The organism is Rahnella rivi (assembly GCF_019049655.1).
GTDB lineage: Bacteria > Pseudomonadota > Gammaproteobacteria > Enterobacterales > Enterobacteriaceae > Rahnella > Rahnella rivi.
In genome coordinates this window covers 24,125-49,850 of record NZ_JAFMOX010000047.1, presented here as the reverse complement: position 1 = coordinate 49,850, position 25,726 = coordinate 24,125, and the positions used below count along the sequence as shown (strand labels likewise).

28 protein-coding genes are annotated in these 25,726 nt (G+C 52.5%); 23 read left to right on the top strand and 5 right to left on the bottom strand.

Features of this window, described 5'->3' with window-relative positions:
- Positions 1-1,437: a glycogen synthase GlgA gene (gene glgA, locus J1779_RS04265; protein WP_056775242.1), complete on the top strand. Its 1,437-nt coding sequence runs from the start codon at positions 1-3 to the stop codon at positions 1,435-1,437.
- 39 nt (positions 1,438-1,476) lie between these two features.
- Complete coding sequence (gene glgP / locus J1779_RS04260) at positions 1,477-3,924, top strand: glycogen phosphorylase (protein ID WP_056775239.1); 2,448 nt, start codon at positions 1,477-1,479, stop codon at positions 3,922-3,924.
- Positions 3,925-3,998: 74 nt separating this feature from the next.
- On the opposite strand, the gene J1779_RS04255 is transcribed toward glgP, so the two are convergent.
- Together J1779_RS04255 and J1779_RS04250 are read right to left on the bottom strand one after the other, a co-directional pair.
- Positions 3,999-4,244: a YheU family protein gene (locus tag J1779_RS04255; protein ID WP_056775236.1), complete on the bottom strand. Its 246-nt coding sequence runs from the start codon at positions 4,242-4,244 to the stop codon at positions 3,999-4,001.
- Complete coding sequence (locus J1779_RS04250; protein ID WP_056775233.1) at positions 4,241-5,242, bottom strand: hydrolase; 1,002 nt, start codon at positions 5,240-5,242, stop codon at positions 4,241-4,243. The genes J1779_RS04255 and J1779_RS04250 overlap by 4 nt, the downstream gene beginning before the upstream one ends.
- Positions 5,243-5,353: 111 nt before the next feature.
- On the opposite strand from J1779_RS04250, the gene J1779_RS04245 reads away from it, so the two are divergent.
- The 5 genes from J1779_RS04245 (at position 5,354) to tauD (ending at position 9,584) form a co-directional block, all read left to right on the top strand.
- On the top strand, positions 5,354-5,956 hold the full coding sequence (locus J1779_RS04245) for a LysE family translocator (RefSeq protein ID WP_056775230.1): 603 nt from the start codon (positions 5,354-5,356) through the stop codon (positions 5,954-5,956).
- 164 nt (positions 5,957-6,120) lie between these two features.
- On the top strand, positions 6,121-7,131 hold the full coding sequence (tauA, locus tag J1779_RS04240; RefSeq protein ID WP_183849681.1) for a taurine ABC transporter substrate-binding protein: 1,011 nt from the start codon (positions 6,121-6,123) through the stop codon (positions 7,129-7,131).
- 10 nt (positions 7,132-7,141) lie between these two features.
- On the top strand, positions 7,142-7,909 hold the full coding sequence (tauB, locus tag J1779_RS04235; protein WP_136375002.1) for a taurine ABC transporter ATP-binding subunit: 768 nt from the start codon (positions 7,142-7,144) through the stop codon (positions 7,907-7,909).
- Complete coding sequence (tauC, locus tag J1779_RS04230) at positions 7,906-8,739, top strand: taurine ABC transporter permease TauC (RefSeq protein ID WP_183849679.1); 834 nt, start codon at positions 7,906-7,908, stop codon at positions 8,737-8,739. The genes tauB and tauC overlap by 4 nt, the downstream gene beginning before the upstream one ends.
- Positions 8,736-9,584, top strand: coding sequence for a taurine dioxygenase (gene tauD / locus J1779_RS04225; RefSeq protein ID WP_056775219.1), 849 nt, complete (start codon positions 8,736-8,738; stop codon positions 9,582-9,584). Before tauC ends, tauD begins: the two co-directional genes overlap by 4 nt.
- Before the next feature lie 96 nt (positions 9,585-9,680).
- Here the strand turns inward: tauD and J1779_RS04220 are convergent, their stop codons facing one another.
- Positions 9,681-11,600, bottom strand: a complete 1,920-nt coding sequence (locus J1779_RS04220) for an ABC transporter ATP-binding protein (RefSeq protein WP_217202932.1) — start codon at positions 11,598-11,600, stop codon at positions 9,681-9,683.
- A 129-nt stretch (positions 11,601-11,729) separates the two neighbouring features.
- On the opposite strand from J1779_RS04220, the gene kefG reads away from it, so the two are divergent.
- The 4 genes from kefG to slyD all read left to right on the top strand — a co-directional run bounded on the left by kefG (position 11,730) and on the right by slyD (position 15,181).
- A complete protein-coding gene (kefG, locus tag J1779_RS04215) occupies positions 11,730-12,284 on the top strand; it encodes a glutathione-regulated potassium-efflux system ancillary protein KefG (protein WP_056775210.1) in 555 nt (184 codons plus the stop codon).
- On the top strand, positions 12,284-14,092 hold the full coding sequence (gene kefB, locus J1779_RS04210; RefSeq protein WP_217202931.1) for a glutathione-regulated potassium-efflux system protein KefB: 1,809 nt from the start codon (positions 12,284-12,286) through the stop codon (positions 14,090-14,092). Before kefG ends, kefB begins: the two co-directional genes overlap by 1 nt.
- A gap of 79 nt (positions 14,093-14,171) precedes the next feature.
- Positions 14,172-14,375: a YheV family putative zinc ribbon protein gene (locus tag J1779_RS04205; protein ID WP_056775203.1), complete on the top strand. Its 204-nt coding sequence runs from the start codon at positions 14,172-14,174 to the stop codon at positions 14,373-14,375.
- A 200-nt stretch (positions 14,376-14,575) separates the two neighbouring features.
- Positions 14,576-15,181: a peptidylprolyl isomerase gene (gene slyD / locus J1779_RS04200; protein WP_056775200.1), complete on the top strand. Its 606-nt coding sequence runs from the start codon at positions 14,576-14,578 to the stop codon at positions 15,179-15,181.
- Between the two features lie 72 nt (positions 15,182-15,253).
- Here slyD and J1779_RS04195 read toward each other — a convergent pair whose 3' ends face one another.
- Positions 15,254-15,472 carry a protein SlyX gene (locus tag J1779_RS04195; RefSeq protein ID WP_056775197.1) on the bottom strand — a complete coding sequence of 73 codons (219 nt, stop codon included), beginning with the start codon at positions 15,470-15,472 and terminating at the stop codon, positions 15,254-15,256.
- Between the two features lie 292 nt (positions 15,473-15,764).
- Here J1779_RS04195 and fkpA point away from each other — a divergent pair, with 292 nt between their 5' ends.
- From fkpA to bfr, 11 genes are all read left to right on the top strand, one after another.
- Positions 15,765-16,616: an FKBP-type peptidyl-prolyl cis-trans isomerase gene (fkpA, locus tag J1779_RS04190; RefSeq protein WP_056775194.1), complete on the top strand. Its 852-nt coding sequence runs from the start codon at positions 15,765-15,767 to the stop codon at positions 16,614-16,616.
- Between the two features lie 264 nt (positions 16,617-16,880).
- Positions 16,881-17,603, top strand: coding sequence for a helix-turn-helix transcriptional regulator (locus J1779_RS04185; RefSeq protein ID WP_056775190.1), 723 nt, complete (start codon positions 16,881-16,883; stop codon positions 17,601-17,603).
- Complete coding sequence (gene tusD, locus J1779_RS04180) at positions 17,600-17,992, top strand: sulfurtransferase complex subunit TusD (RefSeq protein WP_082465728.1); 393 nt, start codon at positions 17,600-17,602, stop codon at positions 17,990-17,992. The genes J1779_RS04185 and tusD overlap by 4 nt, the downstream gene beginning before the upstream one ends.
- 22 nt (positions 17,993-18,014) lie before the next feature.
- Entirely contained in the window at positions 18,015-18,374 is a 360-nt protein-coding gene (gene tusC / locus J1779_RS04175) for a sulfurtransferase complex subunit TusC (protein ID WP_056775186.1), read from the top strand.
- A gap of 13 nt (positions 18,375-18,387) precedes the next feature.
- The gene (gene tusB / locus J1779_RS04170) at positions 18,388-18,675 is read left to right on the top strand and encodes a sulfurtransferase complex subunit TusB (protein WP_056775182.1); all 288 of its coding nucleotides are present in this window, start codon (positions 18,388-18,390) and stop codon (positions 18,673-18,675) included.
- Positions 18,676-18,818: 143 nt separating this feature from the next.
- Complete coding sequence (gene rpsL, locus J1779_RS04165; RefSeq protein ID WP_013573668.1) at positions 18,819-19,193, top strand: 30S ribosomal protein S12; 375 nt, start codon at positions 18,819-18,821, stop codon at positions 19,191-19,193.
- A 96-nt stretch (positions 19,194-19,289) separates the two neighbouring features.
- Complete coding sequence (rpsG, locus tag J1779_RS04160) at positions 19,290-19,760, top strand: 30S ribosomal protein S7 (protein WP_005969574.1); 471 nt, start codon at positions 19,290-19,292, stop codon at positions 19,758-19,760.
- A 96-nt stretch (positions 19,761-19,856) separates the two neighbouring features.
- Positions 19,857-21,971, top strand: a complete 2,115-nt coding sequence (fusA, locus tag J1779_RS04155) for an elongation factor G (RefSeq protein WP_056775179.1) — start codon at positions 19,857-19,859, stop codon at positions 21,969-21,971.
- A 71-nt stretch (positions 21,972-22,042) separates the two neighbouring features.
- Positions 22,043-23,227, top strand: a complete 1,185-nt coding sequence (tuf, locus tag J1779_RS04150; protein WP_122097336.1) for an elongation factor Tu — start codon at positions 22,043-22,045, stop codon at positions 23,225-23,227.
- A 145-nt stretch (positions 23,228-23,372) separates the two neighbouring features.
- Positions 23,373-23,567: a bacterioferritin-associated ferredoxin gene (bfd, locus tag J1779_RS04145; RefSeq protein WP_056778102.1), complete on the top strand. Its 195-nt coding sequence runs from the start codon at positions 23,373-23,375 to the stop codon at positions 23,565-23,567.
- Between the two features lie 85 nt (positions 23,568-23,652).
- Positions 23,653-24,132, top strand: a complete 480-nt coding sequence (gene bfr, locus J1779_RS04140) for a bacterioferritin (protein ID WP_056778014.1) — start codon at positions 23,653-23,655, stop codon at positions 24,130-24,132.
- Between the two features lie 25 nt (positions 24,133-24,157).
- On the opposite strand, the gene J1779_RS04135 is transcribed toward bfr, so the two are convergent.
- The gene (locus J1779_RS04135; protein WP_238485059.1) at positions 24,158-24,982 is read right to left on the bottom strand and encodes a prepilin peptidase; all 825 of its coding nucleotides are present in this window, start codon (positions 24,980-24,982) and stop codon (positions 24,158-24,160) included.
- Between the two features lie 426 nt (positions 24,983-25,408).
- On the opposite strand from J1779_RS04135, the gene rpsJ reads away from it, so the two are divergent.
- Positions 25,409-25,720 carry a 30S ribosomal protein S10 gene (gene rpsJ, locus J1779_RS04130; protein WP_009639175.1) on the top strand — a complete coding sequence of 104 codons (312 nt, stop codon included), beginning with the start codon at positions 25,409-25,411 and terminating at the stop codon, positions 25,718-25,720.
- The last annotated feature ends 6 nt before the right edge of the window (positions 25,721-25,726 follow it).

Here is a 25,726-nt window from a genome sequence, read left to right as displayed (position 1 = left end):
ATGCAGGTTTTACATGTTTGTTCCGAGCTGTTCCCCCTGTTAAAAACGGGTGGCCTTGCAGACGTCGCCGGTGCACTGCCTGCCGCGCAGATTGCTGAGGGAGCGGATGTCCGCGTGCTCATTCCGGCGTTCCCCGATGTCAAAAAAGGCCTCGGAGAAACACGGGTAATCGGTACGCTGGATACTTTCGCCGGGTACGTCACCCTTTCGCTGGGTTATTTTGACGGCGTCGGTATTTATCTGATTGATGTGCCAGGTTTGTACGATCGTCCCGGCAGCCCGTATCACGATCAGTCTTCCTTTGCTTACGCCGATAATCATCTGCGTTTTGCATTGTTAAGCTGGATGGCGTGCGAACTGGCGTTGGGATTTGATCACCACTGGCAGCCAAATATTGTGCATTCCCATGACTGGCACGCCGGTCTGGCGTCGGCGTATATCCGCGCCCGCCATGCGCCGGTGAAAACGGTCTTTACCGTGCATAATCTGGCGTTCCAGGGGCTGTTTGGCGCGCACCACGTGGATGAGTTATACATCCCGCGTGAATTTTTCCAGATGCACGGACTGGAGTTCTACGGCCAGATTTCCTATCTGAAAGCCGGTTTGTATTTCTCCGATCACGTGACCACCGTCAGCCCGACCTACGCTAAAGAAATCACCCGTCCGGAATTCGGTTACGGCATGGAATCTTTGTTGCAGCTGAGGGAAATGGAAGGGCGGCTGACCGGTATTCTTAACGGTGTTGATGAAGCGATCTGGCAGCCACGTGATGACGTGCTGCTCTCTGCGCGGTATGACGCCGATGATTTACGTTCCAAAGCCATTAACAAAGCCTATTTGCAACGGGCGATGGGGCTGGACGTTGACGACTCGCGGCTGGTGTTTGCAGTCGTCAGCCGCCTGACCAGCCAGAAAGGGCTGGATCTGGTGCTGGAAGCGTTGCCGGATTTACTCGAGCGTGGCGGTCAGCTGGCGCTGCTGGGAGCGGGTGATGCGGTGCTGCAACAGGCATTTCTGGCCGCCGCCGCTGACAATCCGGGGCAGGTCGGTGTGCAGCTCGGTTACCACGAAGCCTTTTCCCACCGCATTATCGGCGGGGCGGATGTCATTATGGTGCCGAGTCGCTTTGAGCCTTGCGGTCTGACGCAATTATATGGTTTGAAATACGGCACCCTGCCGCTGGTGCGTCGTACCGGCGGGTTAGCGGATACCGTGGTGGATTGTGCATTGGAAAATCTGGCTGACGGAACGGCCAGCGGTTTTGTGTTCGAAGAAGCCACGGGGAAATCGCTGGCAAGTGCGATCCGCCGGGCATTTGTTTTGTGGAGCCGTCCTAAACATTGGCGACACGTACAACAACACGCCATGGGTATTGATTTTGGCTGGAAGGTCGCAGCGCAGGAATATCTCACGCTGTATCACCGTCTTCTGTCCTGAACCCCTGAACGTAGCTAACTTGATCGGGAATGTAACGTTATGACTTCACCGTTTAATTACAACTCACCGACAGTCAGTGTCGAAGCGCTAAAGCATTCTATCGCCTATAAGCTGATGTTTATTATTGGCAAAGACCCGTCTATCGCGACGCAGCATGACTGGCTGAACGCCACCTTATTTGCGGTGCGTGACCGTATGGTTGAACGCTGGTTGCGCTCTAACCGGGCGCAAACCTCACAGGATGTCCGGCAGGTGTATTACCTGTCGATGGAGTTTTTGATTGGACGGACGCTCTCCAATGCGCTGCTGGCGATGGGTATTTACGACGATCTTAAAAGCGCGCTTGATGAAATGGGCTTTGATCTTGAAGAACTGATCGGCGAAGAGAATGACCCCGGATTAGGCAACGGCGGCCTGGGGCGTCTGGCAGCCTGTTTCCTGGATTCGCTGGCGACGCTGGCGCTGCCGGGGCGCGGATATGGCATTCGTTACGAATACGGCATGTTTGCGCAGAACATCGTTAACGGCGAGCAAAAAGAGTCACCGGATTACTGGCTGGAGTACGGGAATCCGTGGGAGTTTCAGCGTTACAACACCCGTTATAAAGTACGTTTCGGTGGCCGCGTTCAGCATGAAGGGGTGAAAACCCGCTGGCTGGAAACCGAAGAGGTCATCGCCTGTGCCTACGATCAGGTCATTCCCGGTTACGACACTGACGCCACCAACACGCTGCGGCTGTGGGGCGCGCAGGCCAGTAACGAGATCAATCTGGGTAAATTCAATCAGGGCGACTATTTCGCGGCGGTGGAAGATAAAAACCATTCCGAGAACGTATCGCGCGTGCTTTATCCGGATGATTCCACCTATTCGGGCCGCGAACTGCGTTTGCGTCAGGAGTATTTCCTGGTGTCGGCAACGGTGCAGGATATCCTCAACCGCCACTACACCACCCACCATACCTACGATAATCTGGCCGATAAAATTGCCATTCACCTCAACGACACGCACCCGGTGCTGTCTATCCCTGAGCTGATGCGGTTACTGATCGACGAACATAAATTTGAATGGCTGGTAGCGTGGGACACTGTTTCCCGCGTGTTCTCCTACACCAACCACACGCTGATGACCGAAGCGCTGGAAACCTGGTCGGTGGATATGATCGGTAAGATCCTGCCGCGACATCTGGAAATCATTTTCCAGATTAACGATCACTTCCTCAAAGAAGTCGCGGCACAAATACCGGGCGACGACGGCCTGCTGTCACGCGTTTCTATTATTGATGAAGGCAATGGCCGCAAGGTGCGCATGGCGTGGCTGGCGGTGATCGCGAGTCATAAAGTCAACGGCGTCTCGGCGCTGCACTCCGATCTGATGGTGCAGTCGCTGTTCGCGGATTTCGCGCATATCTATCCTGACCGTTTCTGTAATAAAACCAACGGGGTGACGCCGCGTCGCTGGCTGGCGCTGGCCAATAAACCGCTGTCGGCGGTGATTGATGATGCGATAGGCCACACCTGGCGCTCCGACCTGAGTCAGCTTTCTGAGCTGAAACAGAATCTGGATTACCTGAGTTTCTTGCAGGCCATCCGTAAGGCCAAGCTGGATAACAAAAAACGGCTCGCGCTGTATATCGCGCAAAAACTGAATATCGTGGTGGATCCAAAAAGTCTGTTTGATGTGCAGATCAAACGTATTCATGAGTACAAACGCCAGCTGATGAACGTGCTGCACGTCATCACCCGTTATAACCGCATTCTGGAAGAGCCGGACGCCGAATGGGTGCCGCGTACGGTGATTTTTGCCGGTAAAGCGGCCTCGGCCTATTATGCGGCGAAACAGATCATCCGGCTGATCAACGACGTGGCGGCGGTGATCAATAACGATCCGCGTATCGGTAACAAGCTGAAGATCGTCTTCATTCCTAACTACAGCGTCAGTCTGGCGCAGATGATCATTCCGGCAGCCGATCTCTCCGAGCAGATCTCGCTGGCAGGCACCGAAGCTTCCGGTACCAGTAATATGAAATTTGCTCTCAACGGCGCGCTGACCATCGGCACGCTGGACGGCGCAAACGTCGAAATGCTCGAACACGTCGGCGAGGAGAATATCTTTATCTTCGGCAACACCACCGAGCAGGTCGAGACGTTACGCCGTCAGGGTTATAACCCGCACACGTATTTTGAGCAGGACGCGGAGCTGCATCAGGTACTAACGCAAATCGCCACCGGCGTGTTCAGCCCTGGCGAGCCAAAGCGCTACACCAACCTGTTCGATACGCTGGTGAATCTCGGCGACCATTATCAGGTACTGGCGGATTACCGCAGTTATGTCGATATGCAGGATAAAGTCGATGAGCTGTATAAACTGCCGGAAGAGTGGACGCGCCGGACGCTGCACAACATCGCCAATATGGGCTATTTCTCGTCAGACCGTACCATTCAGGAGTACGCGGATGAGATCTGGAACATTAAGCCGGTGAAATTGTAGAGGGGCGTTGATTTAACGGTTAACCCCGGTCAGTGGCCGGGGTTAACAATAACCATGACGCGAACGTTTTTTACTCACCAGTCCTGCGGTGTTTCTTCCTGCCCGGCGCGAAACTGGCCGCGCGGCATGATGTTGAGCGTTTCGTGCAGTTCGGACCATACCAGCACAATTTCGCCGCTTTTCAGCTGACGTTTCACGTCATCCACTTTTTGCTCAAGAGAGCGTTCCTGTTCGCCGTAGTCGGTACCTTCGCGCAAGACAAAAGATTCCACCACGCTGGTGAGGATTTCTGCGTCCAGTTCTTGCCAGGGAATAATCACAACGTTACATCCTTTGTTGGTTCTTCTTTCTCTAAATAGGGGGCGATCCACGCGGGAATGCGCTGCTCCAGCCACATCTGCGGATTGCGCAGACTGCCGGAAACAAACCCGACATGCCCGCCGTGTTCGGTCAGCTGATACTCCACGCAGGCCGGTAAATCCTCTGCTTTAGGGATCACCTCCGGCGTCATGAACGGATCGTCCTTGGCATGGATGATCAGCAGCGGCGTGCGTACCTGTAACAGTAACGGCAGGCCGCTGCACCGGCGGTAATAATCCAGCGCATCGGCAAAACCGTGGGCTTTCGACGTGATCGCGTCATCGAATTCGCGCAGGCGCCGCATCGATTTCAGCTGTGTCAGGGTGACCGGCAGCGTTCCGGGGTATTTTGCCAGTTTGCGTGACGCATTCCCTTTAAGCTGACCGAGCAAATAGCGCTGATAAATCCGCGATGAACCGCGCTCCAGCCGGTACGCGCAAGGCTCAAGCATCAGCGGCGCCGACACCACCACGGCGGCGCTGAGGGTGCAGTTTTCGCCTTCCTGACCGAGATAACAGGCCAGCATATTGCCGCCAAGAGAAACGCCGACGGCGCCGGTGGGCATTTCACCGTAAGTTTCATTTAGCCAGTGAATGAAAAAGCGCGCGTCTTCGGTTTCGCCCGAATGGTAAATTCGCTGAAGTTTATTCGGCTCGCCGCTGCATCCGCGAAAATGCATCACCACACCCAGCCAGCCCCGGTCTTTCCATGCCTGTAATAAGCCGTGCGCATACGGGCTGTAGAAGCTGCCTTCCAGCCCGTGAAACAGCACCATACGCGGTTTGTGGCGCGCCAGTTGCGGATCTTCACTCCAGGCCAGATCCAGAAAATCGCCGTCGGGCGTGTCCAGTCTTTGCCAGCAGGGTTTAAGTTTTGCGTGCCGCCTGACCAGCCGCGGTAACAGCGTCTGGATATGCGGATTACTGGCCCCGCGCAAAGGGCGAAAGGATTCATACATAAGATGAATAATTTTCTCTCAACAGGCTCTTGTGCGATCAATATCACACTGATAGCTTCAATCTTATCGCACAACTGAATCGCACGACACCGGGTGAGGAGCACCCATTAAATGGAACTTAGTTTATTTTTATCCATGCTCGGTTTTTTATGGGTCGCGGCCATCACGCCGGGGCCAAATAATATGTTGTTAACCACCTCTGGCGCTAACTTCGGGTTCTTCCGCTCACTCTGGCTGATGGTCGGCATTATGCTCGGTATGCAAAGTATTTTGCTGCTGGTGGCATTTGGCGTCGGCGGATTGATCACGGTGTATCCCGCGTTACATCTGTTCCTGAAGATCGCCGGTAGCCTGTATTTGCTGTGGCTGGCGTGGAAGATTGCCACTTCCGCCTATGAAAAACTGGAAACCGGCGCACCGCCGCCAAAGCCGATCCGCTTATATCAGGGCTGGTTGTTGCAATTCCTCAACCCTAAAGCGTGGCTGATGGGGCTGGGAGCGGTAGCGAGTTTCAGCCTGGCGGGCGCGGCTTACAATCACTCGATTGCCGGTATCAGCCTCGGAATGTTTTTGGTGAATCTGGTTTCCGGGGTGATCTGGCTGGGTTTCGGTACGGTGATTGGCCGCCTGCTGCGCAGTCGTCGCGCCTGGTACACCTTTAATATTGCGATGGGTATCCTGACCGCTGCCTGCGTGCTGTTAATCTGGCACTGATTTTTTTTCCTGCGTTTTCCATGGCCTCCGCAACGAGGCCTTTTTGTTGGTGTTTTATATTCCATAAAAGCATTAAAGATAATTTCTAATTACTTTATCTATTTTTACACCTCCGCTACAACTGACAAACACACACAATGACGCCCTGCGCGGAGCTGACCCCCATGACCGATCTCAATACGTTTCCCCTCTCTGCATTGAAAAAAAGTGGCCTGGCCCTCGCTCTGAGTATGGCGGCGTTCTGCGCGCAGGCGACGGATGTCACCGTGGCTTATCAGACGTCAGCGGAACCGGCTAAGGTCGCTCAGGCAGAAAATACGTTTGCCAAAGAATCCGGTGCCAAGGTGGACTGGCGCAAATTTGACAGCGGATCAAGCGTGCTGCGCGCGCTGGCTTCCGGTGACGTGCAGATCGGCAATATTGGATCCAGCCCGCTGGCCGTTGCCGCGAGCCAGAAGTTGCCGATAGAAGTGTTTTTGCTGGCGTCTGAACTCGGCAGTTCCGAGGCGCTGGTGGTGAAGAAAAGCATTAACGGCCCGAAAGATCTGATCGGTAAACGCATCGCCGTGCCGTTTATTTCCACCACTCACTACAGCCTGCTGGCCGCGCTGAAGCATTGGGGTATCGATCCGAAGCAGGTCACTATTGTGAATTTACAGCCACCGGCCATCGCGGCGGCGTGGGCGCGGGGTGACATTGACGGGGCTTATGTCTGGGCGCCGGCGGTGAACGAGCTTGAGAAAACCGGCAAAGTGCTGACTGATTCGGCACAAGTGGGTCAATGGGGCGCCCCCACGCTGGACGTGTGGGTCGTGCGTAAAGATTTCGCCAAAGCACATCCTGACGTCGTGACCGCCTTTGCCCGCAGCGCACTGAAAGCGCAGGGCGACTATTTGCAGCAACCTGAAAAATGGTTACAGGATAAAAAGAATCTCGACACCTTATCGCGTCTGAGCGGCGTGCCGGATGAGCAGATCCCGGGTCTGGTGAAAGGCAACCGCTATCTGCCGGTCAGCGAGCAAATTACCCAGCTCGGCGAGCCGGTGAACAAAGCGATTAAAGATACGGCGGCCTTCCTCAAGGAGCAGGGCAAAATTCAGCAGACTGACGATGATTACAGCGACTATGTGACCAGTGAGTTTGTGAAAGCGGTGCAGTCCGGCCCGAAATCCTGAGGAGCAACCTATGTTAAATGTCTCGCATTTATCGGCTGAATATCAGGGCAAACCGGCACTCAAAGACATTTCACTGCAGATCGCCAGTGGCGAACTGGTGGTGGTGCTAGGGCCGTCCGGTTGCGGAAAAACCACGCTGCTCAATTTGATCGCCGGTTTCCAGTCTGCCTCTTCAGGGAGCATCACGCTGGACGGCAAGCCGGTGAACGGGCCGGGTGCCGACCGCGGCGTGGTATTTCAGCACGAAGGTTTGCTGCCGTGGCGGGACGTTCAAAGTAATGTCGAATTTGGTCTGGAACTGGCTGGCGTGAAGAAAACTCAGCGTCGGGACATCGCGCAGCGCATGTTAAGCAAAGTGGGGCTGGGCGGTTACGAAAAGCATTTTATCTGGCAGCTTTCCGGCGGGATGCGCCAGCGGGTGGGTATCGCCCGTGCGCTGGCGGCGGATCCGCAACTGCTTTTGCTTGATGAGCCTTTCGGCGCGCTGGATGCTTTTACCCGCGAACAGATGCAGGAATTACTGCTGACCATCTGGCGTGATACGGGCAAACAGATCCTGCTGATCACCCACGACATCGAAGAAGCCGTTTTCCTGGCCAGCGAGCTGTTGCTGTTGTCGCCGGGGCCGGGGCAGGTGGTAGAACGCCTGAAACTCAACTTCGGCCAGCGCTATGCCGGGGGTGAAAACTGCCGCGCAATCAAATCTGATCCTGAATTTATTGCTCAGCGTGAATACGTGCTGAGTAAAGTCTTTCAGCAGCGCGAGGTGCTGATATGAGCCTGGATTCCGCGTTGAAAACCGATTCGCCGGTGACCGTTTCGCGGCGGCGATTTCGCCTGCCGCGCAATGTGCGCCTGAGCATTGCCACGCTGCTGGTGTTGCTGCTGGTCTGGTGGGCGGTGACGGCGTTGCATCTCATCAGCCCGCTGTTTTTACCCGCGCCGCAGCAGGTTTTGCATCAGCTGTACGTGATCGGCAGTCCTCAGGGATTTATGGATGCCACGCTGTGGCAGCATCTGGCCGCGAGCCTGACGCGCATCGTTATCGCCCTGCTGGCCGCGGTGATCATTGGTGTGCCGGTCGGCATCGCCATGGGGCTCAATGACACCGTACGCGGCATTCTTGATCCGCTGATCGAACTGTATCGCCCGGTGCCGCCGCTGGCTTATTTGCCACTGATGGTTATCTGGTTTGGGATCGGTGAAACCTCGAAAATTCTGCTGATCTATCTGGCCATTTTTGCGCCGGTGGCGCTCTCTGCGCTGGCCGGTGTGCGCAGTGTGTCGCAGGTGCGGGTTCGCGCTGCTCAGGCACTCGGTGCCAGCAAAATTCAGGTTTTGCGTTACGTGATATTGCCGAGTGCGCTGCCGGAAATCCTGACGGGGATCCGCATCGGACTGGGCGTCGGCTGGTCAACGCTGGTCGCGGCAGAACTGATTGCCGCCACGCGTGGCCTCGGATTTATGGTGCAGTCGGCCGGTGAGTTTCTGGCGACCGATGTGGTGATTGCCGGTATCAGTGTCATCGCACTGATCGCTTTTAGTCTTGAACTCGGGTTGCGCGCTTTGCAACGCAGGCTGACCCCGTGGCATGGAGAACAACAATGAACGAACGTTTGGTGATCACGCCTTTAGGTCCGTATATCGGCGCGCAGGTTGAGAATGTCGTGCTGAGTAAACCGCTGTCAGACGCGCAGTTCGAGCAGCTTTATCACGCGCTGTTAAAGCATCAGGTGCTGTTCTTGCGTAATCAGCCGGTTACCCCGCTGGAGCAACGTGCGCTGGCCGCCCGTTTCGGTGATTTGCATATTCACCCGGTGTATCCGCACGCGCCGGACGTGGAAGAGATCATCGTGCTGGATACGCATGATGATAATCCGCCGGACAACGACAACTGGCATACCGACGTGACCTTCATCGACACACCGCCAGCCGGTGCGATTTTAGCCGCGAAAAGGTTGCCTTCTTCAGGCGGAGATACGCTGTGGGCCAGTGGTATTGCGGCCTATGAGGCGCTGTCTGAGCCATTCCGGCAATTGCTGAGTGGTTTACAGGCTGAGCACGACTTTACCAAATCATTCCAGGAATTTAAGTACCGGAAAACGGCGGAAGAACACGCGCAATGGCTGAAAGCCAAGGAGAAAAATCCGCCGTTGTTGCATCCTGTGATCCGTTCACACCCGGTCAGCGGCAAAAAGGCGTTGTTCGTCAATGAGGGTTTCACGACGCGGATTATCGGCTTGAGTGAAAAAGAGAGCGCGGCTGTGTTGACGTTCCTGTTCAGCCATATCACTAAACCGGAATTTCAGGTGCGCTGGCGCTGGCAGGAAAATGATATCGCGATATGGGATAACCGCGTGACGCAGCACTATGCGAATGCCGATTATTTGCCGCAGCGGCGGATCATGCATCGCGCGACCATATTGGGCGATAAACCCTTTTACAAAGCCTGATACGAGGTTGTGCAGGGCGATGACGGCATCGCTGCGTCACGTTGGTCGCTCCTGCACAATCACGTTTTATCGGTGTGACGGCTTTTAACCGTCAGCTCAGCCTTCTACATCAAAGGCTTTTGATAACTCTTCCAGCTGTTCCTGGGCATCGAGCCAGGTCATTTCGGTTTCTTCCAGCGCGCCTTTCACTTTGGTCTGTTGTTGCAGACATTCGGTAAGATCGGCTTTACGGCTGATGTCGTACATCGCGGAATCGGCCAGACGTTCTTCAATCGCCGCCAGTTCAGTGCTCAGTTTTTCCATCTGCGTTTCAAGTTTGGTGATTTGCTTACGCAGCGGCTGGGTCTGGTTGCGGAAATCGGCTTCGCGGCGCTTCTGGTCTTTGCGTGATTGCGCACTGTTTACGCCACCGTCTTTCGAGGGTGCATCCAGCTGATTTTCCTGACGCTGAATATCCACCAGCCACTGCTGATAATCTTCCAGATCGCCGTCGAACTGTTCGACTTTACCGCCGTGAACCAGATACAAATCATCCGTGGTGGAACGCAGTAAGTGACGGTCATGCGACACCACCACCATCGCGCCTTCAAAGTCCATCAGCGCTTCGGTCAGCGCCTGACGCATATCCAGATCGAGGTGGTTGGTCGGTTCATCGAGCAGCAGCAGGTTCGGACGCTGCCAGACGATCAGGGCCAGCACCAGACGGGCTTTTTCGCCACCGGAGAAACGCCCGGTCGGATCCGTCACTTTGTCGCCGTGGAAGCCGAAACCACCGAGATAATCCCGCAGCTGCTGCTCGGTTTCTTTCGCCGCCAGGCGCACCAGGTGTTGCAGTGGCGAATCATCGGCGCGCAGGAACTCGAGCTGATGCTGCGCGAAGTAACCGAGTTTGACGCCTTTAGACAGCCCGATATCACCCTGAAGCGGCGCCATAGTGCCCGCCAGCAGTTTGATCAGCGTGGATTTACCGGCACCGTTACGGCCCAGCAGGCCGATGCGCGACCCCGGCACCAGATTCAGCTTGATCGAATCCAGAATGGTGGTGTCGCCATAACCGGCGCTGACTTTTTCCATCCGCAGCAGCGGATCGGGTAAGCTTTCCGGCGAACGGAAGCTAAAATGAAAAGGATTGTCGACGTGTGCCGGAGCAATCAGCTCCATGCGTTCGAGCATTTTGATACGGCTCTGCGCCTGTTTGGCTTTGGTGGCCTGGGCGCGGAAACGATCGATATAACTTTGCAGATGCGCCACTTTTTCCTGCTGACTTTCAAACAATGCCTGCTGTTGCGACAGTTTGGTCGCACGCTGACGTTCGAAAGACGAGTAGTTGCCGGTGTATTCGTTCAGCGTTTGCTGCTCGATATGCAGAATTTTATCGACAATCGGATCCAGGAAATCGCGGTCATGGGAAATCAGCACCAGCGTGCCGGTGTAGCTTTTCAGCCACTTTTCCAGCCAGATCACCGCATCTAAATCCAGGTGGTTGGTCGGTTCGTCGAGCAGCAGTAAATCAGAGCGGCAAATCAGCGCCTGCGCCAGGTTAAGGCGCATACGCCAGCCACCGGAGAAGGATTTGACCGGCTGCTGAAGCTGATTCTGGCTAAAGCCTAAACCGCTGAGCAGGCTGGCCGCGCGCGCCGGAATGGTCCAGGCGTTGATCGCATCCAGCTTGCCGTGCAGCGTGGCAATGGCATGGCCATCGTCACGTTCATTGGCCTGCTGTAATTCGGATTCTAACTGACGAAATTCGCGATCGCCGTCGATAACATACTCTATCGCAGGCTCGTCCAGAGCGGGTGTTTCCTGATTGACCCAGGCCAGCGCCCAGCTGGACGGAAATGTCAGATTGCCTGCATCGGCGCTCATCTCACCTTTTAGCAGTGAAATAAGGGTGGATTTACCGCAGCCATTTTTGCCCACCAGCCCGACTTTTTGGCCAGGATTGATGGTCGCAGACGCGTTGTCCAGCAGCACATTAGTGCCGCGTCGGATTTGTAAGGAGGAGAAAACAATCATAAAGCGCCGTGTTGAGAGTATGTTAAATTGTCATGAAAATGATTTAAACAAGACGTATCGCGTCCCATTTTGTCTTTGCGAAGCATGGTAACGGAAAAACCGCACCCTGACGACGCTTTGGAGGTATTGATGTCGCAGCCACCAAAGGTTTTGCTGCTGTACGCCCACCCGGAATCACCCGATTCGGTCGCCAATCGCGTTTTATTACAACAAGCGCAGCAACTTGAACATGTCACCGTGCACGATTTGTACGCCCACTATCCCGACTTCTTTATTGATATCCACCGCGAACAGCAACTGCTGCGCGAGCATAAAGTGATCGTCTTCCAGCATCCTCTTTATACCTACAGCTGCCCGGCGTTGCTGAAGGAATGGATGGATCGCGTACTGGCGAGAGGCTTTGCCAGCGGAGCAGGGGGCAATGAACTGCGGGGAAAATACTGGCGTTCGGTGGTCACCACCGGCGAACCCGAAGGGGCGTATAAAGCGGGCGGGTATAACCGCTATCCGATGTCCGACATTATGCGGCCATTTGAGCTGACCTCGGCGATGTGTCATATGCACTGGATGACGCCCGTCATCATTTACTGGGCGCGTCGTCAGAAACCTGATGTGCTGCAAAGCCATGCTGAAGCTTACGGCGAATGGCTTAAATCTCCGCTGCCGCAGGGAGGGATCGCCTGATGGATGGTTCAAATCTGCCCGCCGCGATCCTGCTGTTTCTGTTCGCCGCCGTCGTGGCCGTTCCGGTTGCGCAGCGTTTAGGTATTGGCGCGGTGCTCGGCTATTTGCTGGCCGGGATCGCCATCGGCCCTTGGGGGCTGGGCTTTATTCGCGACGTCGACGAAATTCTGCACTTCTCTGAACTCGGCGTGGTCTTTCTGATGTTTATCATCGGGCTGGAGCTGAACCCTGGAAAGCTGTGGGCATTGCGGCGGCAAATATTTGGCGTCGGTGCTGGGCAGGTGATCCTCACTGCGCTGGTGCTCGGCGGCCTGCTTTATCTGACGAAGTTCTCCTGGCAGGCGGCGGTGATCGGCGGTATCGGGCTGGCGATGTCATCAACGGCCATGGCGTTGCAGCTGATGCGCGATAAAGGCATGACCCGTAACGAAGGCGGCCAGCTGGGTTTTGCCGTGCTGCTGTTTCAGGACATCGCGGTAATCCCGGCACTGGCGCTGATCCCGATTCTGGCGGGAGGGTCCGAGGGCAGCAATAACTGGGAAATGATCGGTATTAAAGTGCTGGCGTTTGGCGGCATGCTGATTGGTGGCCGCTATTTGCTGCGGCCCATCTTCCGGCTGATCGTTGCCTCCGGCGTGCGCGAGGTGTTTACCGCCGCCGCGTTGCTGGTGGTGCTGGGTTCGGCGTTGTTTATGGATACGCTGGGCTTTTCGATGGCGCTCGGGACATTTATCGCCGGGATTTTACTGGCAGAAAGTGAATATCAGCACGAACTGGAAATCGCTATCGAGCCATTTAAGGGTTTACTGCTCGGGCTGTTCTTTATTTCTGTTGGCATGGCGTTGAATCTGGGGGTGCTGTACACCCATATTCTGCTGGTGCTGGCCGGTGTGATTATTCTGGTGACGGTCAAAGGTGCGGTACTCTACGGGCTTTCCCGAGTGTTTGGGTTACGCACTTCAGTCCGGCTGCAATTCTCCGCTGTGCTCAGCCAGGGAGGCGAGTTTGCTTTCGTGCTGTTTTCGGCCGCCGGCGCGCAGAAAGTCATTTCTTCTTCCCAGCTTTCATTGCTGCTGGTGGTGGTGACGTTATCGATGATGACTACACCTTTGCTGATGCAGTGGGTGGACCGGATCCTGGTGCGTCGCTATAACGACGGTGAAGAGAGCGACGAAAAGCACTTTGTGCAGGACGATGAGCCGCAGGTAATTATCGTCGGATTCGGACGTTTCGGGCAGGTGATCGGGCGTTTGCTGATGGCGAATAAGATGCGCATCACCGTACTGGAGCGTGATATCAGTGCGGTCGGGCTGATGCGCACCTATGGGTATAAAGTCTATTACGGCGATGCGACCGAACTTGAGTTGCTGAGGGCATCCGGCGCGGAGAAAGCGAAATCGATCGTCATTACCTGTGATGAGCCGGAAGACACAATGACCATCGTGCATTTGTGTCAGCAACACTTTCCTCATCTGAATATTCTGGCGCGCGCCCGGGGCCGTGTAGAAGCCCATGAGCTGTTGCAGGCGGGCGTAGCGAACTTCTCCCGCGAGACGTTCTCAAGTGCGCTGGAACTGGGCAAGAAGGCGCTGGTGACGCTGGGTATGCATCCGCACAGTGCGTATCGTGCTCAGCAGCACTTTCGCCGTCTCGATATGCGTATGCTGCGTGAGCTGGTGCCACAAAACCGCGGTGATGTGGCGCAAATTTCCCGCGTGAAAGAGGCGCGGCGCGAACTGGAAGATATCTTCCAGAGCGAAATGCATAACGAACGCCGGCAGCTTGATGGCTGGGACGATGATGAATAGTCCGGCAGATTAAAAATAATGCCGCCTTTTGAGCGAAAACTGACCAGACGCAATGTCGTTAATTTCAGGAGAAGTAACAATGGCTACTACCCGTAAACGTTTTATCGCCGGCGCGGTGTGTCCGAAATGTAAGGCGCTGGATACGCTGGCGTTATGGACGGAAGATCAGGTTGAAGTGGTGGAATGCATGACGTGCGGCCACCATCAGCGCCAGACGGATGCGCAGGTCAGTAAGAAGCTGCGTCCGGAAGAGCAGGTGATCGGTATTTTCGATCCAAAGTAGCGTTAATAGCCGCGTTTTTTTATGCTGTAGGGTACAGCGGCGCGGATTTCCGCTACACTCTTCGCCAAATTTATCCGGTATCGCTTTTCAGGATGATCTCATCGAAAAGTAACCGTCACTGAATTAGTCTTAACTGACGTTGCGTACGTTGTTAAGACGTCCGCATACAACAAATTAAGTTTCCAACGGTAGGAGTTATCATGAAAGTATCTAAAGACCTGGTCATCAGCGTGGCATATCAGGTACGTACAGAAGACGGTGTGTTGGTTGATGAATCTCCGGTGAGCGCACCGTTGGATTATCTGCACGGCCATGGCTCCCTGATCTCCGGTCTGGAAACGGCGCTGGAAGGCCATGCCATCGGTGACGTATTCGACGTGCACGTTGGCGCGAATGACGCTTACGGCAACTACGATGAAAATCTGGTTCAGCGCGTTCCTAAAGACGTGTTCATGGGTGTTGAAGAGCTGGAAGTGGGTATGCGTTTCCTGGCTGACACCGATCAGGGCCCGGTTCCTGTCGAAATCACTGAAGTTGACGGCGACCACGTTGTTGTCGATGGTAACCACATGCTGGCGGGTCAGGATCTGAACTTCCACGTTGAAGTGGTTGCTATCCGTGAAGCGACTGAAGAAGAACTGGCGCATGGTCACGTTCATGGCGAACACGGCCACGACCATGGTCACGATCACGAACATGGTGACGGTTGCTGCGGTGGCCACGGTCACAGCCATGATCACGATCACGGCCATGATGAAGCGAAGAAAGGCGGTTGCGGCGGCAACGGCGGCTGCGGTTGTCATTGATCGCACGCCCGCTGTCGCGGTAAATAAGAAAGGCGCCTGATGGGCGCCTTTTTACTGGGTCAGGGAACGTTATCAATAATGTGGCGGCGGAGTTTCTTCCGACTGATCGGCAATCATTGACGGCTGGCTGGCGCGCAGTTTGTCCGTCAGCAGACGCAGATGATCATGTAAACGGCTCATCTCCAGCTGGTGTTGCGTCACGATCATATTCAGCTCTTCGATGGTGACTTCCTGAAAAGCCAGTTTGTTTTCCAGCATTTCCAGACGCTGTTCAACGGTATTTGAGTTCATCATTGTTACCTCATCGTGTGGCTCAAGTTGATCAGATTGAGCACTGACCGGAACCTCATCCTGCAATTAGGTGGCCGATTCTACCTGCAAATACGGCGAATTACCTGACAACTGTGGCGCTCAACCTTCGTTTTTCAACGGTTTCGCGAAACTAATTGATGCGTAAAAGGTCTGAAATAGACGCTAATGGCGTGTATAGAGATTGTTTTGTCGTGAGACGGACAGTTATAGTAACCGCCGAACTTTCGTAATGATTACCAGAGGTCATAAACTTCTGGTCCTGGAGAAATGGATGAAATCACTGTTTAAAGTCACCCTGCTGGCAACGACCATGGCAATCGCCCTGAACGCGACTCAGGTTATGGCTGCTGAAACTGCACCGGCCGCAGCGGCAACACCTGCTGCCACCGCGCCAGCTGCTGCACCTGCAGCAGAAGCCTCTAAGTTTAAAAGTGATGATGAGCAGGCGGCTTACGCGCTGGGCGCTTCACTGGGTCGCTACATGGACAACTCGCTGAAAGAACAAGAAAAACTGGGCATCAAACTGGATAAAGACCAGTTGATCGCCGGTGTTCAGGATGCGTTTGCGAACAAGAGCAAATTGTCAGATCAGGAAATCGAGAAAACCCTGCAAACCTTCGAAGGCCGTGTGAAAGCTTCTGCACAAGCTAAGATGGAACAGGATGCTAAAGCGAATTCCGACAAAGGTGACAAATTCCGTGCTGATTTCGCTAAAGAAAAAGGCGTGAAGAAGACGGAATCTGGCCTGATGTATCAGGTAGAAAAACCAGGTACTGGCGCGGCACCTAAAGACAGCGACACCGTTGTCGTGAACTACAAAGGTACCCTGACCGACGGTACAGAGTTTGATAACTCTTATACCCGCGGCGAGCCACTGTCTTTCCGTCTTGATGGCGTGATCCCAGGCTGGACCGAAGGCCTGAAACACATCAAGAAAGGCGGCAAAATCAAGCTGGTCATTCCACCGGAACTGGCCTACGGCAAAACCGGCGTTCCGGGGATCCCAGCGAATTCTACTCTGGTGTTCGACGTTGAACTGCTGGACGTGAAGGCTGCACCGAAAGCAGATCCTAAAGCAGCTGAAAAACCAGCTGAAGCTGAAGCAGCGCCAAAAGCAAACTAAGCGAAAGCACAGTTGCTACAACGAACCGTCGCATAATGCGGCGGTTTTTTTTCGCGGGTAACTTTTATCGCAACCAATCCCTCTTTTTACTGCGGTTACTCTATGATGATTACTTGACGCTTCTGTCCGTCGGGCATAACGTCACAGATCCGTAAACTCGCCAGACCGTTTTTTCTGTAGTTTTGGTACAGTAACGAACCTGGAATGATGAATAATGCGCCCTGGCTCCCATGAGAAGGCGCGATGTAGAGGGTGGTAGCTTCAATGTCTAATTCGCTTATAACTGGCGAAACCGGCGAACTGGATTTGCTGGACCAACGTCCTTTTAGCCAGGTCGATCACGAAATTTTGTCTTCCTACGAGGCCGTCGTGGACGGACTGGCGATGCTTATTGGTGAGCATTGCGAAATTGTTCTTCACTCGCTGGAAGATCTGAAATGTTCCGCCGTGCGAATTGCCAACGGTGAACACACAGGCCGTAAGATTGGTTCGCCTATTACGGATCTGGCGCTGCGCATGTTGCATGACATGACCGGGGCGGACAGCAATGTCTCCAAAGCCTATTTCACCCGCGCAAAAAGCGGTGTGTTGATGAAGTCAGTCACTATCGCCATTCGCAATCGCGAACAGCGCGTGGTGGGGCTGTTGTGTATCAACATGAATCTTGACGTACCTTTCTCGCAAATCATTCAAACCTTTATGCCGCCTGAAACGCAGGAAGTGGCACCTTCGGTTAACTTCGCGTCATCTGTTGACGATCTGGTCGCACAAACGCTCGAATTCACGATTGAAGAAGTGAACGCTGACCGTAATGTGTCTAACAATGCGAAGAACCGTCAGGTGGTTCTGAATCTTTATGAAAAAGGTATTTTTGATATTAAAGATGCTATCAATCAGGTCGCTGACCGGCTGAATATTTCCAAACACACGGTCTACCTGTATATCCGCCAGTTTAAAAGCGGTGACCTGGTGGGGAATGAGCGTTGAAACTGCGTTATTGCCTCCTGGTGACCGGCCCGGCTTATGGAACACAACAAGCCAGCGCCGCTTATCAGTTTGCGCTGGCTTTGATCGCCAGCGGTCATCAACTCGACAGCGTGTTTTTCTATCGGGATGGAGTGTTGAACGGCAATTTGCTTTCTGCCCCGGCCTCCGATGAATTCGATTTGGTTCGTTCATGGCAAAGAATGGCGGCCGATCATCAGGTTGCGCTCAATGTATGCATTGCTGCGGCATTGCGTCGGGGAGTGATCGATGAAACGGAAGCGCATAATCAGGGGCATGGTCAGACCAACCTGCAACCCGGCTTCAACCTCACCGGATTGGGCAGTCTCGCAGAAGCGTCACTGACCTGCGATCGTATGGTGCAATTCTGATGTGTCTGAGCGGAAAACAACGATGAAGAAGGTGGCGTTTATTTTCACGCAGGGACCTCACGGTACATCTGCCGGTCGCGAAGGTCTTGATGCATTGCTGGCAACTTCTGCCCTGACCGAAGACATTGGCGTCTTTTTCATGGCGGATGGTGTGTTTCAGCTGATCCCAGGCCAGCAGCCCGAAAAAATATTAGCGCGCAATTATATCGCGACATTTGGCGTGTTATCGCTTTACGACGTCGATCAGTGCTATGTCTGTTCGGCATCTTTAAAAGCAAGAGGATTGTCTGTTACGCAGGATTGGGTGCTGGATGTTGCGCCGCTGTCTGTCGCCGAAATCCGTCGCCAACTGGCTGAATATGATGTGGTGCTGACTTTCTGAATCAGGAATTCCGATGCTTTTTACTCTTGCCCGTTCCCCGCAACACTGTGATTTCCCGCTGCTTGTTAAACTGGTGACTCAGGATGATGCCCTGCTGTTGATGCAAGATGGTGTGCTGGCTTCCCTCGAAGGCAGTGAGGCGTGCGAGCTGCTTTTTCAGCATGTACAAAGTGTCTATGTGCTAAGCGAGGATTTGGCCGCCAGAGGATTGGTTGGTCAAATATCACACAATATTACCCTGATCGACTATACTGGTTTCGTCGCGCTGACGGAGAAACATGCCCAGCAAACCGCTTGGTGAATCTATGATGTGCTGTATATTTCTTGACACCCTCCAAGGTCAGCTCTAAAATTCTGCGTCCCCATATTAGCTAATGCTTTTTATGGGGCGATTTATCACGCGTTTACAAAGTAGTTTATGAACCAAAATCCAGGAGCTTTTTAATGGCAACAATTAATCAGCTGGTACGCAAACCACGCTCTACGAAGGTTGCTAAAAGCAACGTTCCAGCGCTGGAAGCTTGCCCGCAGAAACGTGGCGTATGTACCCGTGTATATACCACCACTCCTAAAAAACCAAACTCCGCATTGCGTAAAGTATGCCGTGTGCGTTTGACTAACGGTTTTGAAGTTACCTCCTACATCGGCGGTGAAGGTCATAACCTTCAGGAACACTCCGTGATCCTGATCCGTGGCGGTCGTGTAAAAGACTTGCCAGGTGTGCGTTATCACACCGTCCGCGGCGCGCTGGACTGTTCAGGCGTTAAGGATCGTAAGCAATCTCGTTCTAAATACGGCGTTAAAAAGCCGAAGTCTTAATGGTTCTCCGTTAAGTAAGGCCAAACATTTTCACATTACTGTCAAAATAAACTCTTAGAGTTTTGGACAATCCTGAATTAACAACGGAGTATTTCCATGCCACGTCGTCGCGTCATTGGTCAACGTAAAATCCTGCCAGATCCTAAGTTCGGATCCGAACTGCTGGCAAAATTCGTCAACATTCTGATGGTAGATGGTAAAAAATCTACTGCAGAAGCAATCGTCTACACTGCTCTTGAGACCCTGGCTCAACGTAGCGGTAAAGGCCACCTGGAAGCTTTCGAAGTCGCACTGGACAACGTTCGTCCGACTGTCGAAGTTAAGTCCCGCCGTGTAGGTGGTTCTACTTATCAGGTTCCAGTAGAAGTCCGTCCGGTTCGTCGTAATGCTCTGGCAATGCGTTGGATCGTTGAAGCTGCTCGTAAACGCGGTGATAAATCCATGGCTCTCCGCCTGGCGAACGAACTTTCTGATGCTGCAGAGAACAAAGGTACTGCAGTTAAGAAACGTGAAGACGTTCACCGTATGGCTGAAGCCAACAAGGCGTTCGCCCACTACCGCTGGTAATCACTTCGCTGTAGTTATGCTAACCAAGCGGGCGCTTCAAGAAGCCAACCCGCTTGGCTTAACCGAACTTGAACGTCCTAGTTATAGAGGAATCAAATGGCTCGTAAAACACCCATTGAGCGCTACCGTAACATTGGTATCAGTGCTCACATCGACGCCGGTAAGACAACTACTACCGAACGTGTTCTGTTCTACACCGGTGTAAACCACAAAATCGGTGAAGTTCATGACGGCGCAGCCACCATGGACTGGATGGAGCAGGAGCAGGAACGTGGTATTACCATCACGTCCGCTGCGACAACCTGTTTCTGGTCTGGTATGGCTAAGCAGTTTGAACCACACCACATCAACATCATTGACACCCCAGGACACGTTGACTTCACCATCGAAGTTGAACGTTCCATGCGTGTTCTTGATGGCGCGGTAATGGTTTACTGTGCAGTTGGTGGTGTTCAGCCACAGTCTGAGACCGTATGGCGTCAGGCAAACAAATATAAAGTTCCACGTATCGCGTTCGTTAACAAAATGGACCGTATGGGTGCTAACTTCCTGAAAGTTGTTGACCAGATTGAAAAACGTCTGGGCGCAACTCCGGTGCCTCTGCAACTGGCAATCGGCGCGGAAGAGAAATTCACCGGTGTTGTTGACCTGGTGAAAATGAAAGCTATCAACTGGAACGAAGCAGATCAGGGCGTGACCTTCGAATACGAAGAGATCCCAGCTGATATGCAAGAACTGGCTGAAGAATGGCGTCAGAAACTGGTTGAGTCCGCTGCTGAAGGTTCTGATGAGCTGATGGAGAAATTCTTTGGTGGCGAAGAGCTGACTGAAGAAGAGATCAAAGCTTCTCTGCGTAAGCGCGTTCTGAACAACGAAGTTATCCTGGTTACCTGTGGTTCTGCGTTTAAAAACAAAGGCGTACAGGCAATGCTGGATGCTGTTGTTGAATATCTGCCAGCACCAACTGACGTTGAAGCAATCAACGGTATGTTGGATGACGGTAAAGATACTCCGGCAGTTCGCCATTCTGACGATGCTGAGCCGTTCTCTGCTCTGGCGTTCAAAATCGCTACTGACCCATTCGTGGGTAACTTGACGTTCTTCCGTGTTTATTCCGGTCTCGTCAATTCTGGTGACACTGTATTTAACCCAGTGAAATCACAGCGTGAACGTCTGGGTCGTATCGTTCAGATGCACGCTAACAAGCGTGAAGAAATCAAAGAAGTTCGTGCGGGCGATATCGCTGCAGCGATCGGTCTGAAAGACGTGACTACTGGTGATACCTTGTGTGATCCGGATAACGTGATCATTCTGGAGCGCATGGAATTCCCTGAACCGGTAATCTCCGTTGCGGTAGAACCAAAAACCAAAGCTGACCAGGAAAAAATGGGTCTGGCTCTGGGCCGTCTGGCGAAAGAAGACCCATCATTCCGCGTATGGACTGACGAAGAATCTGGTCAGACTATCATCGCAGGTATGGGTGAACTTCACCTGGATATCCTGGTTGACCGTATGCGTCGTGAGTTTAACGTTGAAGCGAACGTAGGTAAGCCGCAGGTTGCTTACCGTGAAGCGATTCGCTCCAAAGTGACTGACGTTGAAGGTAAACACGCCAAGCAGTCTGGTGGTCGTGGTCAGTACGGTCACGTTGTGATCGATATGTATCCATTGGAGCCAGGCTCGAATCCGAAAGGCTACGAGTTTGTCAACGAAATCAAGGGTGGTGTAATTCCTGGCGAATACATCTCTGCGATTGACAAAGGCATCCAGGAACAGCTGAAATCAGGTCCTCTGGCGGGTTACCCAGTAGTAGATCTCGGTGTGCGTCTGCACTTCGGTTCTTACCACGACGTTGACTCCTCTGAGCTGGCGTTTAAACTGGCCGCTTCTATTGCCTTCAAAGATGGCTTTAAGAAAGCGAAACCAGTTCTGCTTGAGCCGATCATGAAGGTTGAAGTAGAAACTCCAGAAGAGAACACTGGTGACGTCATCGGTGACCTTAGCCGTCGTCGTGGTATGCTGAAAGGCCAAGATTCTAACGCTACTGGCGTTGTGATTCATGCCGAAGTTCCGCTTTCCGAAATGTTCGGTTATGCAACTCAGCTGCGTTCACTGACTAAAGGCCGTGCATCTTACTCCATGGAATTCCTGAAGTATGATGATGCGCCGAATAACGTGGCCCTGGCCGTTATTGAAGCTCGTGGCAAATAAGCCACAGTTTTAAACACAATGATCCCGTGCTCTCTCTATGAAGGGAGAGCACAAGAGTAAGGAATATAGCCGTGTCTAAAGAAAAATTTGAACGTAACAAACCGCACGTTAACGTTGGTACTATCGGCCACGTCGACCACGGTAAAACTACCCTGACTGCAGCAATCACCACCGTTCTGGCTAAAACCTACGGCGGTTCTGCACGCGCATTCGACCAGATCGATAACGCACCAGAAGAAAAAGCTCGTGGTATCACCATCAACACTTCACACGTTGAATATGACACCCCGACTCGTCACTACGCGCACGTTGACTGCCCAGGGCACGCCGACTACGTGAAAAACATGATCACCGGTGCTGCTCAGATGGACGGCGCTATCCTGGTTGTTGCTGCAACTGATGGCCCTATGCCTCAGACCCGTGAGCACATCCTGCTGGGTCGCCAGGTTGGCGTTCCATTCATGATCGTGTTCATGAACAAATGCGACATGGTTGATGATGAAGAGCTGCTGGAACTGGTAGAAATGGAAGTTCGTGAGCTTCTTTCTGCTTACGAATTCCCAGGCGACGACATCCCGGTCATCAAAGGTTCAGCGCTGAAAGCACTGGAAGGCGATGCAACTTGGGAAGCGAAAATCATCGAACTGGCAGAAGCACTGGATAGCTACATTCCATTGCCAGAGCGTGCTATCGATAAGCCGTTCCTGCTGCCAATCGAAGACGTATTCTCCATCTCCGGCCGTGGTACAGTTGTTACCGGTCGTGTAGAGCGCGGTATCGTTAAAGTGGGCGAAGAAGTTGAAATCGTGGGTATCAAGGACACTGTTAAGTCTACTTGTACCGGCGTTGAAATGTTCCGCAAACTGCTGGACGAAGGCCGTGCTGGTGAGAACGTTGGTGTTCTGCTGCGTGGTATCAAACGTGAAGACATCGAACGTGGTCAGGTTCTGGCTAAACCAGGTTCAATCAAACCACACACTAAGTTTGATTCCGAAGTGTACATCCTGAGCAAAGAAGAAGGTGGTCGTCATACTCCATTCTTCAAAGGCTACCGTCCACAGTTCTACTTCCGTACAACTGACGTGACCGGTACTATCGAACTGCCAGAAGGCGTTGAGATGGTAATGCCTGGTGACAACGTGAACATGGTTGTTACTCTGATCCACCCAATCGCGATGGATGACGGCCTGCGTTTCGCAATCCGTGAAGGCGGCCGTACTGTAGGCGCTGGTGTTGTTGCTAAAGTTATCGCTTAATCGCTGATAATTAAGAGCAAAAAAGAGGGTGCTTCGGCACCCTTTTTTATTGCCTGAAAATGAGTCAAAAGTATACGCACCACATTTGCAATAATAACCATTCTCATTTAAAGTTAAAGGAAGTTATATGCGAGGTGTGGTTTATATGTACGTGTGTTTGTGTAATTCAGTCAGTGATAAAACAATCAGACAGGCAGTAAGACGTTACCAGCCTCAAACGTTTCAACAGCTCAGGAATTTTGTGCCGGTCGGGACTCAATGTGGCAAATGTGTACGCGCAGCACGTCAGATAATGGAAGATGAGTTGCAGCAAATTCCCGAGTTCAAAAACATCGCGTAAAAATACTTCGTTAAAAAGTGTGCCTTTTTTTTGACTTACCCTGTACCGGATCTACGCTTTAGATACCGGAACGGAGGAGTTACCTATGAAAGGCGATAAAAAAGTCATTGCACACCTCAATAAACTTCTTGGAAATGAACTGGTTGCTATCAATCAGTATTTTTTGCATGCGCGTATGTTCAAAAACTGGGGGCTGATGCGTCTTAATGGTATCGAGTATCATGAATCGATAGACGAAATGAAACATGCTGATATCTACATTGAGCGTATCTTGTTCCTTGAAGGGCTACCAAATTTGCAGGATTTAGGCAAACTCAACATTGGTGAAGATGTTGAAGAGATGCTGAAGTCAGATTTGCTTCTGGAATTAGAAGGTGCGAAAGATCTGCGTGAGGCTATTTCATATGCAGACTCCGTCCATGATTACGTCAGCCGCGATATGATGATCACCATTCTGGCCGATGAGGAGCATCACATCGACTGGCTGGAAACAGAGATCGAGTTGATTGGACGCATCGGACTGCAAAACTATATTCAGTCGCAATTGAAAGAAGAATCACAGTAACGGTCTTGAGTAGAACCCAAGAATATTACATCAGCCAGAGCATTTCACTTTTCTGGCTGGTGTAGATAAGAAAGCCTGCGGCTGAAAGGCTCGGACCAAAAGGTATTTGCTTTTCAGCGCCCCCATTTTTTTTCCAAAATATCGAAAATACTATTCCCGAACATGCGGCCAGAGTACAGACAAGAGGCAGCGCCTCCCACCCTGTCCAGGCTCCGATAGCTGCAAGCAGTTTAAAGTCGCCATATCCAACGCCTTCCTTTCCCGAAAAAAACCTGAACAACCAATAAAGTCCCCATAAAGACATATATCCACATACCGATCCGCATATGGCGGACTCCGGTGATATTCCCACCCCAGACACACTTATCAGTAAGCCGGACCACAATAAAGGTTGAGTCAGTGCATCTGGCAGCCTGAGGGTGTAATAGTCGATCATGCTCAGAATCAGAAGAAACCCCGTGAACCACAAGATTGATAAAAGGGCTAATGAGAAGGGGAGGGTAAAAGAAACCCCAAGCAACAGTATTCCGCAAGCTCCTCCATTAAGTAAAACACGCTTAGATCTCGACTCCTGAAGGAAAATGCAGAGCCCGATGAAAAATGGGCAGTTGGACAATCTTATGGAGCGTCTGGCTCGAAGACCTGATTTTGTTATGGGGCGATGCGGTGCCAGCCTGAATGTATCGGCACTCGGTTGCAAATCGTCGTTCGAGTTATTTGCGAGGTGAAGTCGGTGTGTGGTGATCGTTAAAGCGCTGCCAAAAATTGCGCCGAACATCAAAGATGAGGCATGAATAGCGAAAGAAAGTAAACTGCCAGACTTGATTATATTTTGTAGAAGTTCCGCCATGATTGCCCCCGCTTTCCTAATGCTATGAGATTTACCAGGGCAGATAGTGGATAAACGGTAGCCAGGGGTCTAGAGAATTCATTGTTAACTATGAATGCATTACGACATTGATATGACCGCTGATAACTATTGATGCGGGACATTATTGAGTGTGATGCAGGATGAACAGCGCAAAGAGGGCGCGCAAAATAAACACACATTCTCTGGATTGGCAGTTGCTTAATCTGACGGTTTACGTATAATGCGCGGGCTTACCTAATATTGGTAAGCCTGATTCAATCTGAATCAGCTGGCCACTGAGGCAACTCGCTGGTCAACAATACTCCCGATATGGGGGTTATGTGAAGAACGATTACACTCTCCCATCAATCGAAATGGGTTTGAGGAGTAATCATTTACGTTTAAAATAATTGGAGCTCTGGTCTCATGCAGAACCAAAGAATCCGTATCCGCCTGAAAGCGTTTGATCATCGTTTGATCGATCAATCAACTGCGGAAATCGTTGAGACTGCGAAGCGCACTGGTGCGCAAGTTCGTGGTCCAATCCCGCTGCCGACCCGCAAAGAGCGTTTTACAATTCTGATTTCTCCGCACGTCAATAAAGATGCGCGCGATCAGTATGAAATTCGTACTCACAAGCGTCTGGTTGACATCGTTGAGCCAACCGAGAAAACCGTTGATGCTCTGATGCGTCTGGATCTGGCTGCTGGTGTAGACGTGCAGATCAGCCTGGGTTAATCAGGT

Excerpts from the sequence above, each read along its gene's own strand:
- glgA (WP_056775242.1), top strand. The coding sequence starts at position 1 with ATGCAGGTTTTACATGTTTGTTCCGAGCTGTTCCCCCTGTTAAAAACG.
- glgP (WP_056775239.1), top strand. The coding sequence starts at position 1,477 with ATGACTTCACCGTTTAATTACAACTCACCGACAGTCAGTGTCGAAGCG.
- J1779_RS04250 (WP_056775233.1), bottom strand. The coding sequence starts at position 5,242 with ATGTATGAATCCTTTCGCCCTTTGCGCGGGGCCAGTAATCCGCATATC.
- J1779_RS04245 (WP_056775230.1), top strand. The coding sequence starts at position 5,354 with ATGGAACTTAGTTTATTTTTATCCATGCTCGGTTTTTTATGGGTCGCG.
- tauA (WP_183849681.1), top strand. The coding sequence starts at position 6,121 with ATGACCGATCTCAATACGTTTCCCCTCTCTGCATTGAAAAAAAGTGGC.
- tauB (WP_136375002.1), top strand. The coding sequence starts at position 7,142 with ATGTTAAATGTCTCGCATTTATCGGCTGAATATCAGGGCAAACCGGCA.
- tauC (WP_183849679.1), top strand. The coding sequence starts at position 7,906 with ATGAGCCTGGATTCCGCGTTGAAAACCGATTCGCCGGTGACCGTTTCG.
- tauD (WP_056775219.1), top strand. The coding sequence starts at position 8,736 with ATGAACGAACGTTTGGTGATCACGCCTTTAGGTCCGTATATCGGCGCG.
- J1779_RS04220 (WP_217202932.1), bottom strand. The coding sequence starts at position 11,600 with ATGATTGTTTTCTCCTCCTTACAAATCCGACGCGGCACTAATGTGCTG.
- kefG (WP_056775210.1), top strand. The coding sequence starts at position 11,730 with ATGTCGCAGCCACCAAAGGTTTTGCTGCTGTACGCCCACCCGGAATCA.
- kefB (WP_217202931.1), top strand. The coding sequence starts at position 12,284 with ATGGATGGTTCAAATCTGCCCGCCGCGATCCTGCTGTTTCTGTTCGCC.
- J1779_RS04205 (WP_056775203.1), top strand. The coding sequence starts at position 14,172 with ATGGCTACTACCCGTAAACGTTTTATCGCCGGCGCGGTGTGTCCGAAA.
- slyD (WP_056775200.1), top strand. The coding sequence starts at position 14,576 with ATGAAAGTATCTAAAGACCTGGTCATCAGCGTGGCATATCAGGTACGT.
- J1779_RS04195 (WP_056775197.1), bottom strand. The coding sequence starts at position 15,472 with ATGAACTCAAATACCGTTGAACAGCGTCTGGAAATGCTGGAAAACAAA.
- fkpA (WP_056775194.1), top strand. The coding sequence starts at position 15,765 with ATGAAATCACTGTTTAAAGTCACCCTGCTGGCAACGACCATGGCAATC.
- J1779_RS04185 (WP_056775190.1), top strand. The coding sequence starts at position 16,881 with ATGTCTAATTCGCTTATAACTGGCGAAACCGGCGAACTGGATTTGCTG.
- tusC (WP_056775186.1), top strand. The coding sequence starts at position 18,015 with ATGAAGAAGGTGGCGTTTATTTTCACGCAGGGACCTCACGGTACATCT.
- tusB (WP_056775182.1), top strand. The coding sequence starts at position 18,388 with ATGCTTTTTACTCTTGCCCGTTCCCCGCAACACTGTGATTTCCCGCTG.
- rpsL (WP_013573668.1), top strand. The coding sequence starts at position 18,819 with ATGGCAACAATTAATCAGCTGGTACGCAAACCACGCTCTACGAAGGTT.
- rpsG (WP_005969574.1), top strand. The coding sequence starts at position 19,290 with ATGCCACGTCGTCGCGTCATTGGTCAACGTAAAATCCTGCCAGATCCT.
- fusA (WP_056775179.1), top strand. The coding sequence starts at position 19,857 with ATGGCTCGTAAAACACCCATTGAGCGCTACCGTAACATTGGTATCAGT.
- bfd (WP_056778102.1), top strand. The coding sequence starts at position 23,373 with ATGTACGTGTGTTTGTGTAATTCAGTCAGTGATAAAACAATCAGACAG.
- bfr (WP_056778014.1), top strand. The coding sequence starts at position 23,653 with ATGAAAGGCGATAAAAAAGTCATTGCACACCTCAATAAACTTCTTGGA.
- J1779_RS04135 (WP_238485059.1), bottom strand. The coding sequence starts at position 24,982 with ATGGCGGAACTTCTACAAAATATAATCAAGTCTGGCAGTTTACTTTCT.
- rpsJ (WP_009639175.1), top strand. The coding sequence starts at position 25,409 with ATGCAGAACCAAAGAATCCGTATCCGCCTGAAAGCGTTTGATCATCGT.